General features: G+C 64.5%; 15 protein-coding genes. 7 read left to right on the top strand and 8 right to left on the bottom strand.

Annotation, left to right across the window (positions count from 1 at the left end; all coding sequences use genetic code 11):
- Nucleotides 1-212: 212 nt before the first annotated feature.
- The 3 genes from NR187_RS25510 (at nucleotide 213) to NR187_RS25500 (ending at nucleotide 2,200) form a co-directional block, all read left to right on the top strand.
- Entirely contained in the window at nucleotides 213-995 is a 783-nt protein-coding gene (locus tag NR187_RS25510; protein ID WP_211385635.1) for an outer membrane protein, read from the top strand.
- A 227-nt stretch (nucleotides 996-1,222) separates the two neighbouring features.
- Entirely contained in the window at nucleotides 1,223-1,408 is a 186-nt protein-coding gene (locus NR187_RS25505; RefSeq protein ID WP_007609848.1) for a hypothetical protein, read from the top strand.
- A gap of 21 nt (nucleotides 1,409-1,429) precedes the next feature.
- Nucleotides 1,430-2,200 carry an SDR family NAD(P)-dependent oxidoreductase gene (locus NR187_RS25500; protein ID WP_256808058.1) on the top strand — a complete coding sequence of 257 codons (771 nt, stop codon included), beginning with the start codon at nucleotides 1,430-1,432 and terminating at the stop codon, nucleotides 2,198-2,200.
- A gap of 202 nt (nucleotides 2,201-2,402) precedes the next feature.
- On the opposite strand, the gene NR187_RS25495 is transcribed toward NR187_RS25500, so the two are convergent.
- Together NR187_RS25495 and NR187_RS25490 are read right to left on the bottom strand one after the other, a co-directional pair.
- A complete protein-coding gene (locus NR187_RS25495; protein WP_211385632.1) occupies nucleotides 2,403-3,170 on the bottom strand; it encodes an outer membrane protein in 768 nt (255 codons plus the stop codon).
- Between the two features lie 179 nt (nucleotides 3,171-3,349).
- Nucleotides 3,350-4,606, bottom strand: coding sequence for an FAD-dependent oxidoreductase (locus tag NR187_RS25490; RefSeq protein WP_256808057.1), 1,257 nt, complete (start codon nucleotides 4,604-4,606; stop codon nucleotides 3,350-3,352).
- Nucleotides 4,607-4,726: 120 nt separating this feature from the next.
- Between NR187_RS25490 and NR187_RS25485 the strand changes: the two genes are divergently transcribed.
- Nucleotides 4,727-5,005: a hypothetical protein gene (locus tag NR187_RS25485; protein ID WP_211385630.1), complete on the top strand. Its 279-nt coding sequence runs from the start codon at nucleotides 4,727-4,729 to the stop codon at nucleotides 5,003-5,005.
- A 26-nt stretch (nucleotides 5,006-5,031) separates the two neighbouring features.
- On the opposite strand, the gene NR187_RS25480 is transcribed toward NR187_RS25485, so the two are convergent.
- Nucleotides 5,032-6,552, bottom strand: a complete 1,521-nt coding sequence (locus tag NR187_RS25480) for a caspase family protein (RefSeq protein ID WP_211385629.1) — start codon at nucleotides 6,550-6,552, stop codon at nucleotides 5,032-5,034.
- 223 nt (nucleotides 6,553-6,775) lie between these two features.
- Between NR187_RS25480 and NR187_RS25475 the strand changes: the two genes are divergently transcribed.
- From NR187_RS25475 to NR187_RS25465, 3 genes are all read left to right on the top strand, one after another.
- Entirely contained in the window at nucleotides 6,776-7,786 is a 1,011-nt protein-coding gene (locus NR187_RS25475) for a helix-turn-helix transcriptional regulator (protein ID WP_256808056.1), read from the top strand.
- A gap of 299 nt (nucleotides 7,787-8,085) precedes the next feature.
- Nucleotides 8,086-9,675 carry a DEAD/DEAH box helicase gene (locus NR187_RS25470; RefSeq protein WP_256808055.1) on the top strand — a complete coding sequence of 530 codons (1,590 nt, stop codon included), beginning with the start codon at nucleotides 8,086-8,088 and terminating at the stop codon, nucleotides 9,673-9,675.
- Nucleotides 9,676-9,840: 165 nt separating this feature from the next.
- Nucleotides 9,841-10,908, top strand: coding sequence for a GGDEF domain-containing protein (locus NR187_RS25465; protein ID WP_256808054.1), 1,068 nt, complete (start codon nucleotides 9,841-9,843; stop codon nucleotides 10,906-10,908).
- 108 nt (nucleotides 10,909-11,016) lie between these two features.
- On the opposite strand, the gene NR187_RS25460 is transcribed toward NR187_RS25465, so the two are convergent.
- From NR187_RS25460 to sufD, 5 genes are all read right to left on the bottom strand, one after another.
- A complete protein-coding gene (locus tag NR187_RS25460) occupies nucleotides 11,017-11,451 on the bottom strand; it encodes a TfoX/Sxy family protein (RefSeq protein ID WP_211385626.1) in 435 nt (144 codons plus the stop codon).
- A 167-nt stretch (nucleotides 11,452-11,618) separates the two neighbouring features.
- The gene (locus tag NR187_RS25455; RefSeq protein ID WP_211385625.1) at nucleotides 11,619-12,029 is read right to left on the bottom strand and encodes an iron-sulfur cluster assembly accessory protein; all 411 of its coding nucleotides are present in this window, start codon (nucleotides 12,027-12,029) and stop codon (nucleotides 11,619-11,621) included.
- Between the two features lie 63 nt (nucleotides 12,030-12,092).
- Nucleotides 12,093-12,464 (bottom strand): SUF system Fe-S cluster assembly protein, encoded by a 372-nt coding sequence (locus NR187_RS25450; RefSeq protein WP_007609827.1) that lies wholly within the window; start codon nucleotides 12,462-12,464, stop codon nucleotides 12,093-12,095.
- Complete coding sequence (locus tag NR187_RS25445) at nucleotides 12,461-13,708, bottom strand: cysteine desulfurase (protein WP_256808050.1); 1,248 nt, start codon at nucleotides 13,706-13,708, stop codon at nucleotides 12,461-12,463. The genes NR187_RS25450 and NR187_RS25445 overlap by 4 nt, the downstream gene beginning before the upstream one ends.
- Nucleotides 13,705-15,009 (bottom strand): Fe-S cluster assembly protein SufD, encoded by a 1,305-nt coding sequence (sufD, locus tag NR187_RS25440; protein ID WP_211385623.1) that lies wholly within the window; start codon nucleotides 15,007-15,009, stop codon nucleotides 13,705-13,707. The genes NR187_RS25445 and sufD overlap by 4 nt, the downstream gene beginning before the upstream one ends.
- Nucleotides 15,010-15,019: the final 10 nt, after the last annotated feature.

Here is a 15,019-nt window from a genome sequence, read left to right as displayed (position 1 = left end):
ACATCTCAAAAATCGCCTCAACGCATTGAAATTATGTCATTATTCCTGACTTAGGCGCTTGCGCCCCGAATCCCCGCCGAACCGCGTTTTCCGGCGACTGTGCCTGCCCTGCAACAGCATTTCGGCGAGAAGCGGCTATAGTTCGGGCATCAGATCAGAGAACTTCAGTGCGCTCGCGCCTGCCGGACAGACCAAAGCTTGGGGATTTTAAAATGAAGAAGATTTTGCTCGCACTGACCGCGGTTGCCGCGATGACCGGCTCGGCCTCGGCGGCTGACCTGGGTGCCCGCCCCTACGTGAAGGCTCCGATGGCGGCCCCCGTCGCCAACTGGACCGGCTTCTACATCTTCGGCGGCGCCGGCGGCGGGCTTTCTGCTTCCGACCAGCACGTGCAGACCACTGTCGGCGCAATTCCGCTGACGATCGACCAGCGCCAGGGTGGCTCGGGCTGGTTCGGCACCGTCGGTCTCGGCTACGACTGGCAGTTCAACAGCACCTGGGTCGCCGGTGTGTTCGCCGACGGTCAGTTCGGCAGCATCCGCGCTACCGTTCAGGATCCGACCCTCGGCATCACCGGCAACCAGAAGCTGGAAGACTCCTGGGCCGCTGGTGTGCGCCTCGGCTGGCTGGTTGCTCCGAACGTTCTCTCCTACGTCAACGGCGGTTACTCGGGCGCCCACTTCGGCCAGACCAACTTCATGACGCTGGCTGGCGTTCCGAACGGTACCCACCTCAACAGCTATAACCGTAACGGCTGGTTCGTCGGCGGCGGCGTCGAGAACAACCTGAACATCTTCGGCATCCAGTCGCCCGGCTGGTTCATGAAGACCGAATACCGCTCGGCCTTCTACAACGCCAAGACTCAGGACGAGTTGACCGACGTCGGCAACGTGCCGGTCGGCAACAGCATCCGCGCCAACACCTGGAACCAGACGATCTCGACCTCGCTGGTCTACCGCTTCAACTGGACCGGTCCGGTCGTCGCGAAGTACTGAGCTGAACAAGTCCTGATCTGATATCCCGATCAGACGTCAAGCCCCGGCCTCGGCCGGGGCTTTTTCGTTGGCGGGGTCCTACGCTGCGCCTGCTGCCCGGCCGTATGCGGTAACGGCCATTGTACCCGAGCCGAAGCTGCGGCTAGTCTGCTTCCCAAGTTCTCGCGGCCTGCGATGATCGTTCATCGCGGGGGCCACGACAGAAGCAGATCGATGGGGAGGAATGCATGCGCAGATTTCTGCTGATCGCAGGCCTGTTTGCCCTCGCCGTCGGGTTGCTCTGGATCGGACAGGGCACGGGCACCGTCGCGTGGCCGCGATCGAGCTTCATGGTCAACCAGCTGCAATGGGCCGGCTATGGCGCAGCCATGGCGGGCTTTGGGCTGGTGCTGATCTGGCAGAGCAACCAATAGAAGAAACCAGGGAATAGCAGCATGACATCCAATCGGTTCGATCTGCGCGGCAAGGTCGCGATTGTCACGGGAGGCAATGGCGGCATCGGGCTCGGCCTCGCCCACGGTCTGGCCGATGCCGGCGCCGACATCGCCGTGGTCGGACGCAACGAAACCAAGTCCGCGGCCGCCGTCGCCGATCTCAGGCAGCGCGGCGTGAAGGCGATCGCCGTCACCACCGACGTGACCGACAAGGCGGCGATCGCCGCGATGGTCGAGCGTGTCGTCAAGGATCTCGGCCGCATCGACATCCTCATCAACAATGCCGGGATGAGCATCCGCAAGCCGCCGCACGAGCTCGAGCTCGACGAGTGGAACAAGGTGATCAACACCAACCTCACCAGCGCCTTCCTGTGCTCGAAGCTGGCCTATCCGGCGCTGAAGGCGTCCGGCAACGGCAAGGTGATCAACATCGGCTCGATGATGTCGATCTTCGGCGCGAGCTTCGCGACCGCCTATGCGGCGAGCAAGGGCGGCATCGTGCAGTACACGCGCGCCTGCGCCAATGCGTGGGCGCCCGACAACATCCAGGTCAACGCCATCCTGCCGGGCTGGATCGACACCGACCTGACCCGCGGCGCACGGCAGCAGGTCTCGGGATTGCACGAGCGGGTGCTGGCACGCACGCCTGCGGCTCGCTGGGGCGACATCGACGACTTCGCCGGCATCGCCGTGTTCCTCGCCTCGGCCGCCTCGAATTTCGTCACGGGCACCGCGATCCCCGTCGACGGCGGGTTCTCGGTGATGGCCTGAGCCCTGCCCCACACGCAAAAAAAGAAGCCCCGGACGAAGCCGGGGCTTTTTAATTCTTGGTCGCGATTTTCTTTTAGGTGCTTGATCGTTCGTTGACGCCCTTAAAACGCGATGAGATTGGGATGAATCGTCATCGCGCTTTAGGTTCTTGTTTGAGCATGATCTTTTCGGAAAACCGCTTCGCGCTTTTCCGGATCATGCTCTAGTAACGCGCGATGACCGGCGCGTCGAACTTGTAGCTCGCGCGGACGACGGCCCACTGGATGTCGCGCGGCTTGGCATCGAAGGTGTAGGTACCCGAGGTGCCGCCGAGCTGATAGGTCTGGCTGCCGAAGGCCGCGTAATTGTACTCGAGGCCGACGATCCAGTTGCGGGTGACGCCGTATTCCCAGCCGGCGCCGACGGTCCAGCCGTTGGCCCAGTGGGTCTGACCGCCAGAACCGGTTACCGGGCCAACCGTATCGGTGACCGACAGGCGGTTGTTCACGCCGGCATAGCCGCCCTTGAAGTAGAACAGGTTGTTCTGCACGGCGAAGCCCGCACGGCCGACGACGGTCGCGAGCACGTTGGCGCGCCAGGAGAACACGTCGTCGCCCGCGCCGAACGCGGTGTTGGTGAACGAGCCCTTGTTGTCGAGGCCTGAGATCGTGCCTTCCATGCCGAACACGTAGTTGTTGGCCTGCCAGTTGTAGCCGATCTGGGCGCCGCCCATGATGCCGGAGTTGCGTTGACGATAACCCTGGCCCGGGACGAGATCGCCGAACGGCGCGCCGGCCCCGCTGTTGATGAACTGCTCGTTGGTCCATGCGCCGCCGATGTGGCCGCCGACGTAGAAACCGGTCCAGTTGAACATCGGCTCGACATAGGCCGGCGCCTTCGTGTAGCGCGCGCCGAGATCGGCGGCGGACGCAGCGCCGGTCGAAACCAGAGCGGTCGTGCAGGCGAAGGCGGCAATCAATTTGTTACGCATGGTACACCCCGTATCCTTTGATGGGTGCACGCTCACACGCAGTTCTTACTCAAATTTGAATCAAGAAAGTTAAGACGCGGGATTGCCGGGCAACGCGCCCTGAATCCGTTTGCGCTGTTGCACGCAGGCAACGCGCCGCGCGCGATTTAACGCCGCGTTATCCCTACCGAATTCCTGCGCTACGATGCCGCGACGTCCTTCGAATGCACGTGCTCGGGCCGCACGCCGAGCGCGAGCAGGCGCGCCGGAATGCCCTGGAGCCATGGCACCGCGGTAATGAGGCGCACGATCAGCGGCACCTTCAGCGGCCGACCGCCGCCCTGCAAGGCGCCGCTGATGATGTTGTTCTGCACGATCACCTGCATCGCTTGCGTCATCTTCACCGGGAACTCGCGGCGACGGCGCACGGCATCGAGCTCGTTCTCCGACGGGCAGCCGTGCTGCATCTTGTCCGCCAGCAGGTTGGCGGTGGCGACCGCATCCTGCACGGCGAGATTGACGCCGACGCCGCCGACCGGCGACATCGCATGCGCGGCATCGCCGATGAGAAGCAGGCCCGGCCGCGTCCAGCGCTTCAGGCGGTTGATCGCGACCGTGAGCAGCTTGACGTCGTCAAAGCTCTTCACCTCGGCAATGCCGCTCTTCAGGATCGGCGCCATGCGCACGACGTCTTCGAGCAGCGCCTGCAATCCCCTCGCCTTCACAGCCTCGAATTGTCCCTTGGCGATGACATAGGCGCATTGCCAATACTCGCCGCGATCGAAGGTGATCATCATCTTGCCGGGTTCGACACGCGCGAACACGTTTTCCGTCTCGTCGGCATTGCGGCCGGCGCGGAACCACAGCACGTCCATCGGCGCGCCGATCTCCTCGACCTCGAAACCCGCGCGTTCGCGCACGGTCGAATGCCGGCCGTCGCAGGCGACGGTGAGATCGGCCTCGATGTCGATCAGCCCCTCCGGCGTCTTCGCCCGCACGCCGGCGATGGTCTCGCCGCGGCGGATCAGATCGACGGCCTCCGTAGTCATCATCACCTTGAGCGAAGCAAAGCGCCGGCCGGACTCCCGCAGGAAATTGAGGAAGTCCCATTGCGGCATGAAGGCGATGAAAGGGTATTTGGTGTGGAGGCGGCCGAGGTCGGCGATGCGCACCGGCGTGCCGCCGAACAGGCCGTCCATCTTCTGCAGGCGCTGATGCGGCAGCTTCAGGAATTCGTCGATGAGGCCGAGCTCGTCCATCACCTCGAGCGTCGAGGGATGCACCGTGTCGCCGCGAAAGTCGCGGAAGAAATCCGCGTGCTTCTCCAGCACCACGACATCGATGCCGGCACGTCCCAGGAGGTAGCCGAGCATCATGCCGGCCGGCCCGCCGCCAACGATGCAACACCGGGCTTTTACGGTGAGACCTTGCGAAGGCTGCGACGCATCTGGTTTCACGGCGCGATCCTCATTTACGACTTAAGTTTTCTGTGCGGTGCAGCAAACAGGATTCATTTGCCGCAATGGCGAATGACCGTTAGCGTCGTCTTTAAATACGATTGATTTCAGGAAATTGCAGTGCGGACTATCCTTATACTGCTCGGCGCCTGGCTCCTGATCAACGTGCTCTTCGTCGTGGTCATGATCCCGCCGCGCAAGCCGCGGAGGCCGCGGCAAACGGGCGCGCTCGCACCCGTGTCGATCGATCAGAATGGCTATCCGTTCGAGGAGCAGGAGAAGCTCCTGCTCCGCCACGTCATCATCTCGATCGCGATGGGCGCGTTCTTCTCGCTGGCTCCGCCCTTGATCGAGGCCGTCGAGTCGGTCAAGCGCTTCATCAGCAAGCGGCGCGGATAGCGGACGCGTAGCCTCCGCCCGCGTCGTCAATTGTTGCTGCGGTTCACTGTTCGAAAGCTCTTGATCTCCGACACGCTGCCGTCGCGATAGGTCAATTCCACCGAAACGAATTGCGTCGCCGGCGCGAGCTTCATGTAGAGCGGCATGCCGGCGCTGATCGCGCTGGGGTCGCGCATGTCGCAGCCCGGCATCTTCAGCACCTGGTTCGGAACGGCGGTGTCGATGCCGATGCGTACCTCGCGGATGGCGCAGCGGTAGGACACGAGGTGGGTGTAGTAGACGAGCAGCCCGTTGAATTCGCGGAACGACAGCCAGCTCGTCGCGGTCATGTCGAGGATCTTGCGCTGGTCGCGTATCAGCGCGGCTTCGGGATCGAACCTGATCGGGAACGGTCCCTGCATGTCGCCGGATTGATCGACATAGCGAACCTCGATGGTGCCGGCTTGCGCGTCCGGCGGCAATTCGATCGACGGGTTCGGCATCCGCTTGCGTGTGCGCGGATCGAGCGTGTCGATGAAGCCGGTCTCGCGGAAATCGCCGTTGCCGGCCATCCGCCAGGAGATACCGAGCGTCGGGTCGGCGAACGAGAACACCACGCTCCAGCCGCCATTGTGGCGCGAGAAGCTCGCGATAGGCGCGTTGGTGGTTTCCTCTTTCGGCAGGCGCGGAACCGACACCGGCGGCAGGGCCGCGAGCTTCTGCGCGGGCGGATCGACCGGGCGCGCTGCGGCAGCGCCATCCTTCGCCGTGCCGCTCAAGAAGACGTCGTCGACCATCTGATCGAAATAGACCGGCACCTGCCTGTGCTTGACGGTATCGGCCATCTCGCTCACGAGACGGCGGGTGCGCTGCGCGACCTGCACGAGGTTCTCGCCGGGCTGGAGCAGCTCCTTGGCGAAGGTGCGCGTGAACACCGAATTGGGATTGGCGTCGTCGTTGGAGAGGCGATCGAGCGCGGTCTGGCGGGGACCTGCGGAGAACACCGAGAATACGCCTTCGGGCAGCTGCACCATGGGCGCGAGCCCGCCGCCGCCGGCCACCGCGCGGGTGCCCTTGCGCTCGAACGGATTGTTGCGGCACGCGTCGAACACCAGGATCGAGGTTCGCGCCTTCTTGTTCTGGAGGCGCTCGACGATGCGGTCGGCCAGGATGGAGGCGTCGCGCACCAGCTCTTCCTGTCCTTCCGTGGCCGCCGGCACGTCGGTCGGCAGCAGATAGTTCTGGCCGGCGATCTCGAAGCCGTGGCCGGCATAAAAGAAGAACGCGGTGTCGCCGGGCTCGATCGCCTTGTCGAAGGCGAGCAGCGTCTCGGAGAATTGCTGCCGGCTCTGGTTCTCGGCCACCATCACCGAGAAGCCAAGCTGCTTCAGCGTATCGCCCATAGTGCGGGCGTCGTTGACCGCCTTGAGCAGTTTCGGGACGTTCCTGTAGTCGTTGTTGCCGACCACGAGCGCGACGCGCTTGTCGGCACGGGCCGGGAGCGCGAAACCGCTCAGGCTTGCCGCGAGGCCAAGCGCCGCCAGAATTCTGAAGAGCCGACGCGTCATCGAAAGCTTCCCGTTGCAGAGCGGCCCGCCGCCGATCCCCTCGAACAGTTCATTGGAGCGCTCCGCCGTTGATGTGATAGTCGGCCCAGCCATATGGACGGTTCAACGGCTTCGCGTCTCGGTTCCATCATTTGGCCTATGGCAGATTCCTCTGGAATCTGCTTTTTCTTGAACGATTTCTCGGGCGATTTCTTGGACAATTGCGCTGCAAACGGGGGCTGCCGTGTATCGCTGGTGTACCGACGAGGTGGAGCCGCACGATCGCTTCGACTATTGGCGCGAGGTGCGCGCCAAGGGGCTGTTCGGCGTCACCGCCGAACTCGAGCGCGAACGGCGGGCGGACTTCTTCGGCGAATTCTCCCTGCGCCAGCTCGGGGGCGGCAGTCTCGTCGAGCTGAAGGCCTCGCACTACACGGTCGAGCGCAGCACGACCGACATCGCCCGCGCGCCCGGTGACAGCATCTGCGTCTACCAGCAGCTCGGCAGTGGGGGCTGGTTCGGCGGCATGCGCGGAAGCGACTTCGCGATCGCCAATGGCAGCTTCGCCACCAGCCATACCGACCTGCCCTATCGCACCGCGCCGCTGGGCGCGGGCGGCTTCCACCTGCGGATCCTGAAGATCCCCCTGAGCGGCCTTTCCGTGCAAGACAAGCGCATGCGCGAGCTTGCGCCGCGGACGTTCGACGATCCCGGCCTGGCGCCCCTGCTCGGCGCTTGCTTCGCCGATCTCGGTGAGGCCGCCGCAGGTGATGACGGCGCCGCCGATGCGACCTCCCTCGGCCAGGCCTCCTTGGTTCAAGCCTCCTTGGTTCAAGCCTCCTTGGTTCAAGCCCTCGCCCATCTGGCGCTGATCGAGCGCGGCATCCTGCGGCCCGGCAGCCGCCTCGGGCAGGCCGCGCTGCGGACCGCCCGGCTTTCGCAGGCCCGGCGCCTGATCGGGCGCCACCTGCAAGACCCGAATCTGGCGCCGGCGATGGTAGCCGACCTGCTCGGCGTATCGGTGCGTCACCTGCACATGCTGTTCGAGAGCGCGGCGAGGAGCTTTTCGCAGACCGTCACGGACGAACGCCTGAAACAGAGCCGCCACCTGATGCGCGAAGCCCCGGACCGGCTGATCGCTGACATCGCAACCTCCTGCGGCTTCGACAGCCTGGCGACCTATTATCGGGTCTTCAACGCCGCCTACGGAATGGCCCCCGGCGACTTCCGCGCCCGGGGTCAGGAAGGGCGTTAACTGCCGTTTGGGCAGATGCCGACGGATCACTGGATTTGACGGAAAACCGCAGCCGCGCCCGCTATTTGCGCAAAAACCTCAGGTTTTTTAGGACCTTCCCGCGCCTGCTCCATTGACTTTGGCCGATTCCCGCCTATGTTCCGAGGCGACGCGGCTCAGATCGAAGACCGATTCCTGAGCCTGGCGCTTTGTTCGCGTGAGTCAGCACCCCCAGCTTCTTTGAGAGCGCGCCGTTTCGGGGTGGAACGCGACAGCCTTATTACCCTCGATTCCGAACGGCGGTTTCGACCAGAGGCTCAATGTCTTTCACCAATCTCGGACTATCCGAAAAAGTCCTCGCCGCAGTGGCGGCCACCGGTTACACCACCCCCACCCCCATTCAGGAACAGGCGATCCCCCACGTCCTCGCACGCAAGGACGTGCTCGGCATCGCCCAGACCGGCACCGGCAAGACCGCGGCCTTCGTGCTGCCGATGCTCACCATCCTCGAAAAGGGTCGCGCTCGCGCGCGGATGCCGCGGACCCTGATCCTCGAGCCGACCCGCGAGCTCGCGGCGCAGGTGAAGGAAAACTTCGACCGCTACGGCGCCGGCCAGAAGCTCAACGTTGCGCTCCTGATCGGCGGCGTTTCGTTCGGCGACCAGGATGCCAAGCTGACGCGCGGCGTCGACGTGCTGATCGCCACGCCCGGCCGCCTGCTCGATCACACCGAGCGCGGCGGCCTGCTGCTCACCGGCGTCGAGCTGCTCGTCATCGACGAAGCCGACCGCATGCTGGACATGGGCTTCATCCCCGACATCGAGCGCGTCTGCAAGCTCGTCCCGTTCACGCGGCAGACCCTGTTCTTCACGGCGACGATGCCTCCGGAGATCCGGCGCATCACCGAAACCTTCCTGCACAACCCGCAGAAAATCGAGGTTTCCAAGCCCGCCACCACCGCCGTCACCGTTACGCAGTGCCAGGTGCCCGCCGGGCGCGAGGCGCATGAGAAGCGCGAGCTGCTGCGCCGCCTGCTGCGCGAGGCCAAGGATCTCCAGAACGCGATCATCTTCTGCAATCGCAAGCGTGAGGTCGCCGTCGTTCACAAATCGCTGCAGAAGCACGGCTTCAGCGTCGGCGCCCTGCACGGCGACATGGACCAGTCGGCCCGTACTGCGGCGCTCGAGCAGTTCCGCAAGGGCGAGCTGCCGCTGCTGGTAGCCTCTGACGTCGCCGCCCGCGGCCTCGACATCCCCGAGGTCAGCCACGTCTTCAACTTCGACGTCCCCCATCATCCCGACGACTACGTCCATCGCGTCGGCCGCACCGGCCGCGCCGGCCGGTCCGGCATGGCGATCTCTCTCGTAACGCCGCTCGACCAGAAGTCGATGGTGGCGATCGAGAAGCTGATCGGCCAGAGCATTCCGCGCGCCGAGGGCGATTACGAAGTCAACGCAGAGGCCGGCGATGGAAGCGAGCGCCCGCGCGAGCCGCGCGGCCGCGAACGTTCACGCGGCGGACGCGGCAAGCCGCAGCGCGGTGGCCGCGACCGTGAGCGCAGCCACGAGCCGCGCGAACCGCGTGGCGAGGCAAGGCACGCTTCTGAGACAAGGCCTTCAGCCGAAGCACGGTTCGCCCCCGAGGCAAGGCCTGAGCGCGAAGCAAGACCTGAGCGCGAAGCAAGGCCTGAACGCGAACCAAGGCCTGCGCGCGAGGCCAGGCCGCCGCGCGAAGCCAAGCCGTCATCCGAACCGCGGCACGGCGCGCGCCAGCACGCCAACAATTCGCATGTGCCGTCGATCGGCCGTCCTGAGCCGCGCCGCCAGCGCGAGGCCGACAGCGAACCGGGCGATCACTCGCATCTGCCGGCATTTCTGCTGCGGCCGGTTCGCTCCCCCGCCGGCGCCTGAAGCGCGTTGCGCTCCAGGCCTTGGTTGAACAGATTCGGTCTGCACTTTTTTGGATGGATTCGGGAACGTAGATTTACGGGTCGTTCACGATCGTCCGTTAGCCTGCGAACATAATTTAAGCATTGCTGCGGTCGCGGGCGCACCGACCGCTGTGGGGTATGTTCCGTGGTCAAGGTGCTTGACGAACACGAACGCACGATGGCGTTCGCCGAAGTAGCGCTCGGTCAGATCCGATCGCTTCGACAGACCGCAATTCCTCGCAATTACGAGATCTGGTACGTCTACGCGACCGGCTACAACGCCCCGCTCAACAAGATCATCAACGAGACGCTTGCGCTTAGCGGCAAGCTGACCGAAGCCGATCTCGAGCAGATCTACGAGACCTATCTCTCCCACATCAAGACCACCGACCGCATCGACAAGGTCGGCGCGCGCGTCATCGGCGAGATCGACGACGTCATGAAGGTCCTCGGCGACGCACTCGGAATGTCCGGCTCCTACGATGCCAGCCTGTCGGGCGCGACCGAAAAGCTGTCGGCGGCCAGGAGCCGCGAGCAGATCAAGTCGATCGTCGAGACGCTGCTGCGTTCGACCAGCGAGATGCGCGAAACCAACAAGGCGCTGGAAGACCGGCTGACGCTGTCGAAGAACGAGATCAGCAATCTCCAGCAGAGCCTGGAGGCAATCCGCGCCGAGAGCCTGACCGATCCGCTGACCGGCCTCGGCAACCGCAAATATTTCGACCGCATGATCGATATGGCCGTGCAGAATGCGCTCGCCTCCGGCGAGCCGCTGTCGCTGCTGCTGGTCGACATCGATCACTTCAAGTCGTTCAACGATTCCTACGGCCACCTCACCGGCGACCAGGTGCTGCGGCTCGTCGGTCTGTCCCTGAAGCAGACCATCAAGGGCCAGGACATCACCGCGCGCTATGGCGGCGAGGAATTTGCGGTCGTGCTCCCCAACACCGCGCTGCGCCAGGCCCTCACCGTGGCCGATCACATCCGCCGCGCGGTGATGGCGAAGGAATTGAAGAAGAAGTCCACCGGCGAGATCCTCGGCCGCGTCACCATCTCCGTCGGCGTCTCCATGCTGAAGCAGGGCGACGATCCCGACGCGCTGATCGAACGGGCGGATGCCTGCCTCTACGCGGCCAAGCGCAACGGCCGCAACCGGGTGATCTGCGAAGCCGATCCGGAATTCGCGGTCGAGACGCACAACCGGGTGGCGTGACGCGCAAGCTCGCGCACCACCGCCCGCGCTTGACATTCTGTGCCGACGGCACCTGCGTCTTCACGGCCAAGGACATGAGAGTTGGTCCCCACCATCTTTGCCGGGATCTCAACGGTGGGCACGCTTCGCTTTGCTCACCCTACGAACCGCCTTCTTGGCTGTTCGTTTCTTCGCCGGCGGCTTCGTCGAAATCTTCTTCGCCGTCTTTTTCTTCGGCCGCTTCTTCACCTTGGCGCGCTGGGCGGCGGCGAGCGCCGCCCTCGCCCATTGCGCGAGCTCCCCGGAATCGTCGAACAGGCGCGCCGGCAGCTCCCAGTAGGAGTTCACCACCACGGTCTTGGCGCGCGTCGAATACTGGAACGGCTTTGAACCTTCCGCTTCGAAATCCGGGATGGTGACCTCGTCGGCGCGCAGGAACAGGCCGGCGCGCAGGGCGAGCGCGAAGTTGATGCCGTCGGCGGAGATGCCGTAGCCGGAGAACATCTTTCGGATGGTGACGGGGCCGAAATCGGCGAACAGGTCGATCAGGAATTCGCGGTCCATCGAGGGCTTCCCGGAGCGAGCAGGTCAGCCTTCATACCACCGCCGTCATTGCGAGCGAAGCGAAGCAAGCCAGGCTGTCCCCGCGCAGACAGTCCGGAATGCTTCGTCGCACCAGCGCAAGATTGCTTCGCAATTTTGTCGCGGGCTCCTCGCAATGACTGGGAGAACTACCCGTCGATCTTTGCCGGCCGTAGCTCGACCGACTCGCCGCAGCCGCAGGCCGAGATCTGGTTGGGGTTGTTGAAGACGAACTGGGCCTGCATCTTGTCGGCCTTGTAGTCCATCTCGGTGCCGAGCAGGAACAGCACGGCCTTGGGATCGATCAGGATCTTGACGCCCTTGTCCTCGACGACCTCGTCGGTCGGACGGACATCATGGGCGTATTCCACCGTGTAGGACTGGCCGGCGCAGCCGCCGTTCTTCACGCCGACGCGCAGGCCGACGATCTCGGAATCGGCGCGGCTCGTCAGCTCGCTGATGCGCTGGGCGGCAGCATCCGTCAGCCGCATCACCTGCGGGCGAGGCCGCCGCGGCTTCGGAGGGGATGCTGGTGTTGAGCCGGACGATATCTGTGTCATGTCAGTGATGTGGTCCGTTGCGGGGCGAATTCAATGCCAGGAATGAAAAGCAGAACGTACGCGTCACCACATGTTGAGCACGAGGCGCGCCTCGTCGCTCATGCGCTCCGGCGTCCAGGCCGGCTCCCAGACCACCTTCACGTCGACCACGCCGACGCCGGGGACGCTGGCGACCGCGTTCTCGACCATGGTCGGCAACTCGCCGGCAGCCGGGCAGTTCGGCGTCGTCAGCGTCATCTGGACGTCGACGGAACGGTCGTCCTTGATCTCGACCTTGTAGATCAGGCCGAGCTCGTAGATGTCGGCCGGAATCTCCGGATCGAACACGGTCTTGAGCCCGGCGATGATCTCGGTGGTGAGACGCTCGGTTTCCTCCGGCGGCAGCGCCGATCGGGTTTCCATCGGATTGGCTTTGATTTCGGCCGTGTCACTCATGCGAACAAATCCCGCGCCTTCAACAGCGCCTGTGCCAGATGATCGACTTCTTCCCGCGTATTATACATGCCGAAAGAGGCCCGGCACGTCGCCGTGACGTTGAACCGCTCTAAAAGCGGCATCACGCAATGGGTGCCGGCGCGCACTGCAATGCCCTGGCGGTCGATCACGGTGGCGACGTCGTGGGCATGCGCGCCCTTGAGCTCGAAGGAGATGACAGGGCCCTTGCCCCGCGCCGTGCCGATCAGCCTCAGCGAGTTGATCTCGCGCAGCTTGTCCTGGGCGTAGGTGACGAGATCGTGCTCGTGGGCAGCGATGCGCTCCTTGCCGATCGAATTGACGTAGTCGATGGCCGCGCCAAGGCCGACCGCCTCGACGATCGGGGGCGTGCCGGCCTCGAACTTGTGCGGCGGATCGCCGTATGTGACCACGTCACGCGAGACCTCGCGGATCATCTCGCCGCCGCCATTGTACGGACGCATCGCGACGAGGTGGTCGTACTTGGCCCAGAGCACGCCGATGCCGGTCGGACCGTAGACCTTGTGGCCGGTGAAGACGTAGAAGTCGCAGCCGAGGTCCTGGACGTCGACCGGCAGATGCACCGCGCCCTGGCTGCCGTCGACCAGCACGGGAATGCCGCGGGCATGGGCGATCTTCACCACGTCCTTGATCGGCACGATGGTGCCGAGCGCGTTCGACATCTGCGTGATCGCGACCAGCTTGGTCCTGGCAGTCAGGAGCTTCTCGAACTCGTCGATGAGGAAATTGCCTTCGTCGTCGACCGGCGCCCATTTGATCACGGCACCCTGGCGCTCCCTGAGGAAATGCCAGGGCACGATGTTGGAGTGGTGCTCCATGATCGAGAGGACGATCTCGTCGCCCTCCTTCATATTCGGCCCGCCCCAGGACGAGGCGACCAGGTTGATCGCTTCGGTGGCGTTGCGGGTGAAGATCACTTCCTCTGTGCGCGGCGCGTTGATGAACTGCGCCACCTTGGTGCGGCCGCCCTCATAGGCCTCGGTCGCGGCGTTGGCGAGGTAGTGCAGGCCACGATGCACGTTGGCGTATTCGGACGTATAGGCCTGCGTCATGCGATCGAGCACGGCCTGCGGCTTCTGCGCAGACGCTGCGTTGTCGAGATAGACCAGCGGCTTGCCGTAGACCTGCATGGCGAGCGCAGGGAAGTCCTGGCGCACGCGCGCAACGTCGTAGGACCCGTTCTTGACTGCGGAATGCGTGCTCATTGGCGACGCTCCAGCCAGCGCTCGGCAATGCCGATCACGTGCTCGCGCAAGCCGTCATCGGCGATCTGCTCGATGGCTTCACCGACGAAGGCCTGGATCAGCAGCGCCTGGGCCTGCTTCTCGGGCAGGCCGCGCGCCTTCAGGTAGAACAGCAGGTTGTCGTCCAGCGCGCCGGCGGTGGCACCGTGACCGCAGGAGACGTCGTCGGCGAAGATCTCGAGCTCGGGCTTGTTGTCGGCTTCGGCTTCGTCCGAGAGCAGCAGCGCGCGAATCATCATCTTGCCGTCGGTCTTCTGCGCGTCCGGACGGACGATGATGCGGCCCTGGAACACCGAATGGGCGCGGTCGTCGATCACGGCGCGGAAGATCTCGCGGCTGACGCAGTTCGGCACGGCATGATCGACCACCAGCGTGGTGTCGCCATGCTCGGTCTTCTGCAACAGGTTCACGCCGTTGACCCCGAGCTCGCTGCCCTCGCCGGCCAGCGTGATGAAGCCCTGCAGGCGGCTCACGGCAGCGCCCGTGGTCATGTTGAAGATATTCAGCTTGGTGTTCGCGCCGACCGTGACGAACTGCGAGGTGATGTTCACCGCGTCGGGCGCATCGTCCATCAGGCGGATATAAGCGACGTCGGCGTTGTCGCCGATCGTGACGATCACGGCATCGCTGACCTGATAGGCCTTGGCACCGGCCGCGACGAAGCTTTCGATGATGGTGGCGCGAGCCCCCTTCCCGACCACCACCTCTGAACGGGTGAAGGCCGAGGCGGAAGGCGCGATCGCGACGTGGATGATCTGGATCGGTGCGGACAGCTGCGCGCCATCGGCGATCGACAGCACCACGCCGTCGGTCGCCATCGCGGCATTCAGCGCGATCACGGCATCGTTGGACGCGGTCTTCAGGAGACCGGCATCCGTCTCCAGCGTCTCACGCGACGTCCTGAAGCCCGCCTCGGAGGCGAGCGCCTTGACGTCGGAGAGATCGGGGACGAACACGCCATCGACCAGCACCAGCTTGCGGGCACCTGCGATCGCATTGGCCTGCACCGCATCCGCAGCTCGCTTCAGGGCAGCCGCATCGGGGCTGGCCGCGAGCGGCAGCACCTCGCCGACCAGCGCGCGCAGGTCGGTGTATTTCCACTCCTCGATCCGGCGGTGCGGCAGGCCGAGACGCTCATAGGTCTCGAACGCCTCGCGGCGTACCGCGATCACGGAAGGCGAACCCGGCAGCCGGCCTTCGGCGCTGGTGAAGAGATCGCTCACCGCGCGGCCCTTTCCGGTCTTTGCCACAGCAACGTTCATCACAAAATTC

The sequence above is a fragment of the Bradyrhizobium sp. Bra64 genome, from assembly GCF_024519875.1.
In the GTDB taxonomy this organism is placed as follows: Bacteria; Pseudomonadota; Alphaproteobacteria; order Rhizobiales; family Xanthobacteraceae; genus Bradyrhizobium; species Bradyrhizobium japonicum_G.
Note: the sequence above shows the minus strand (reverse complement) of the source record. Positions and strands in the feature narration are given on the sequence as shown.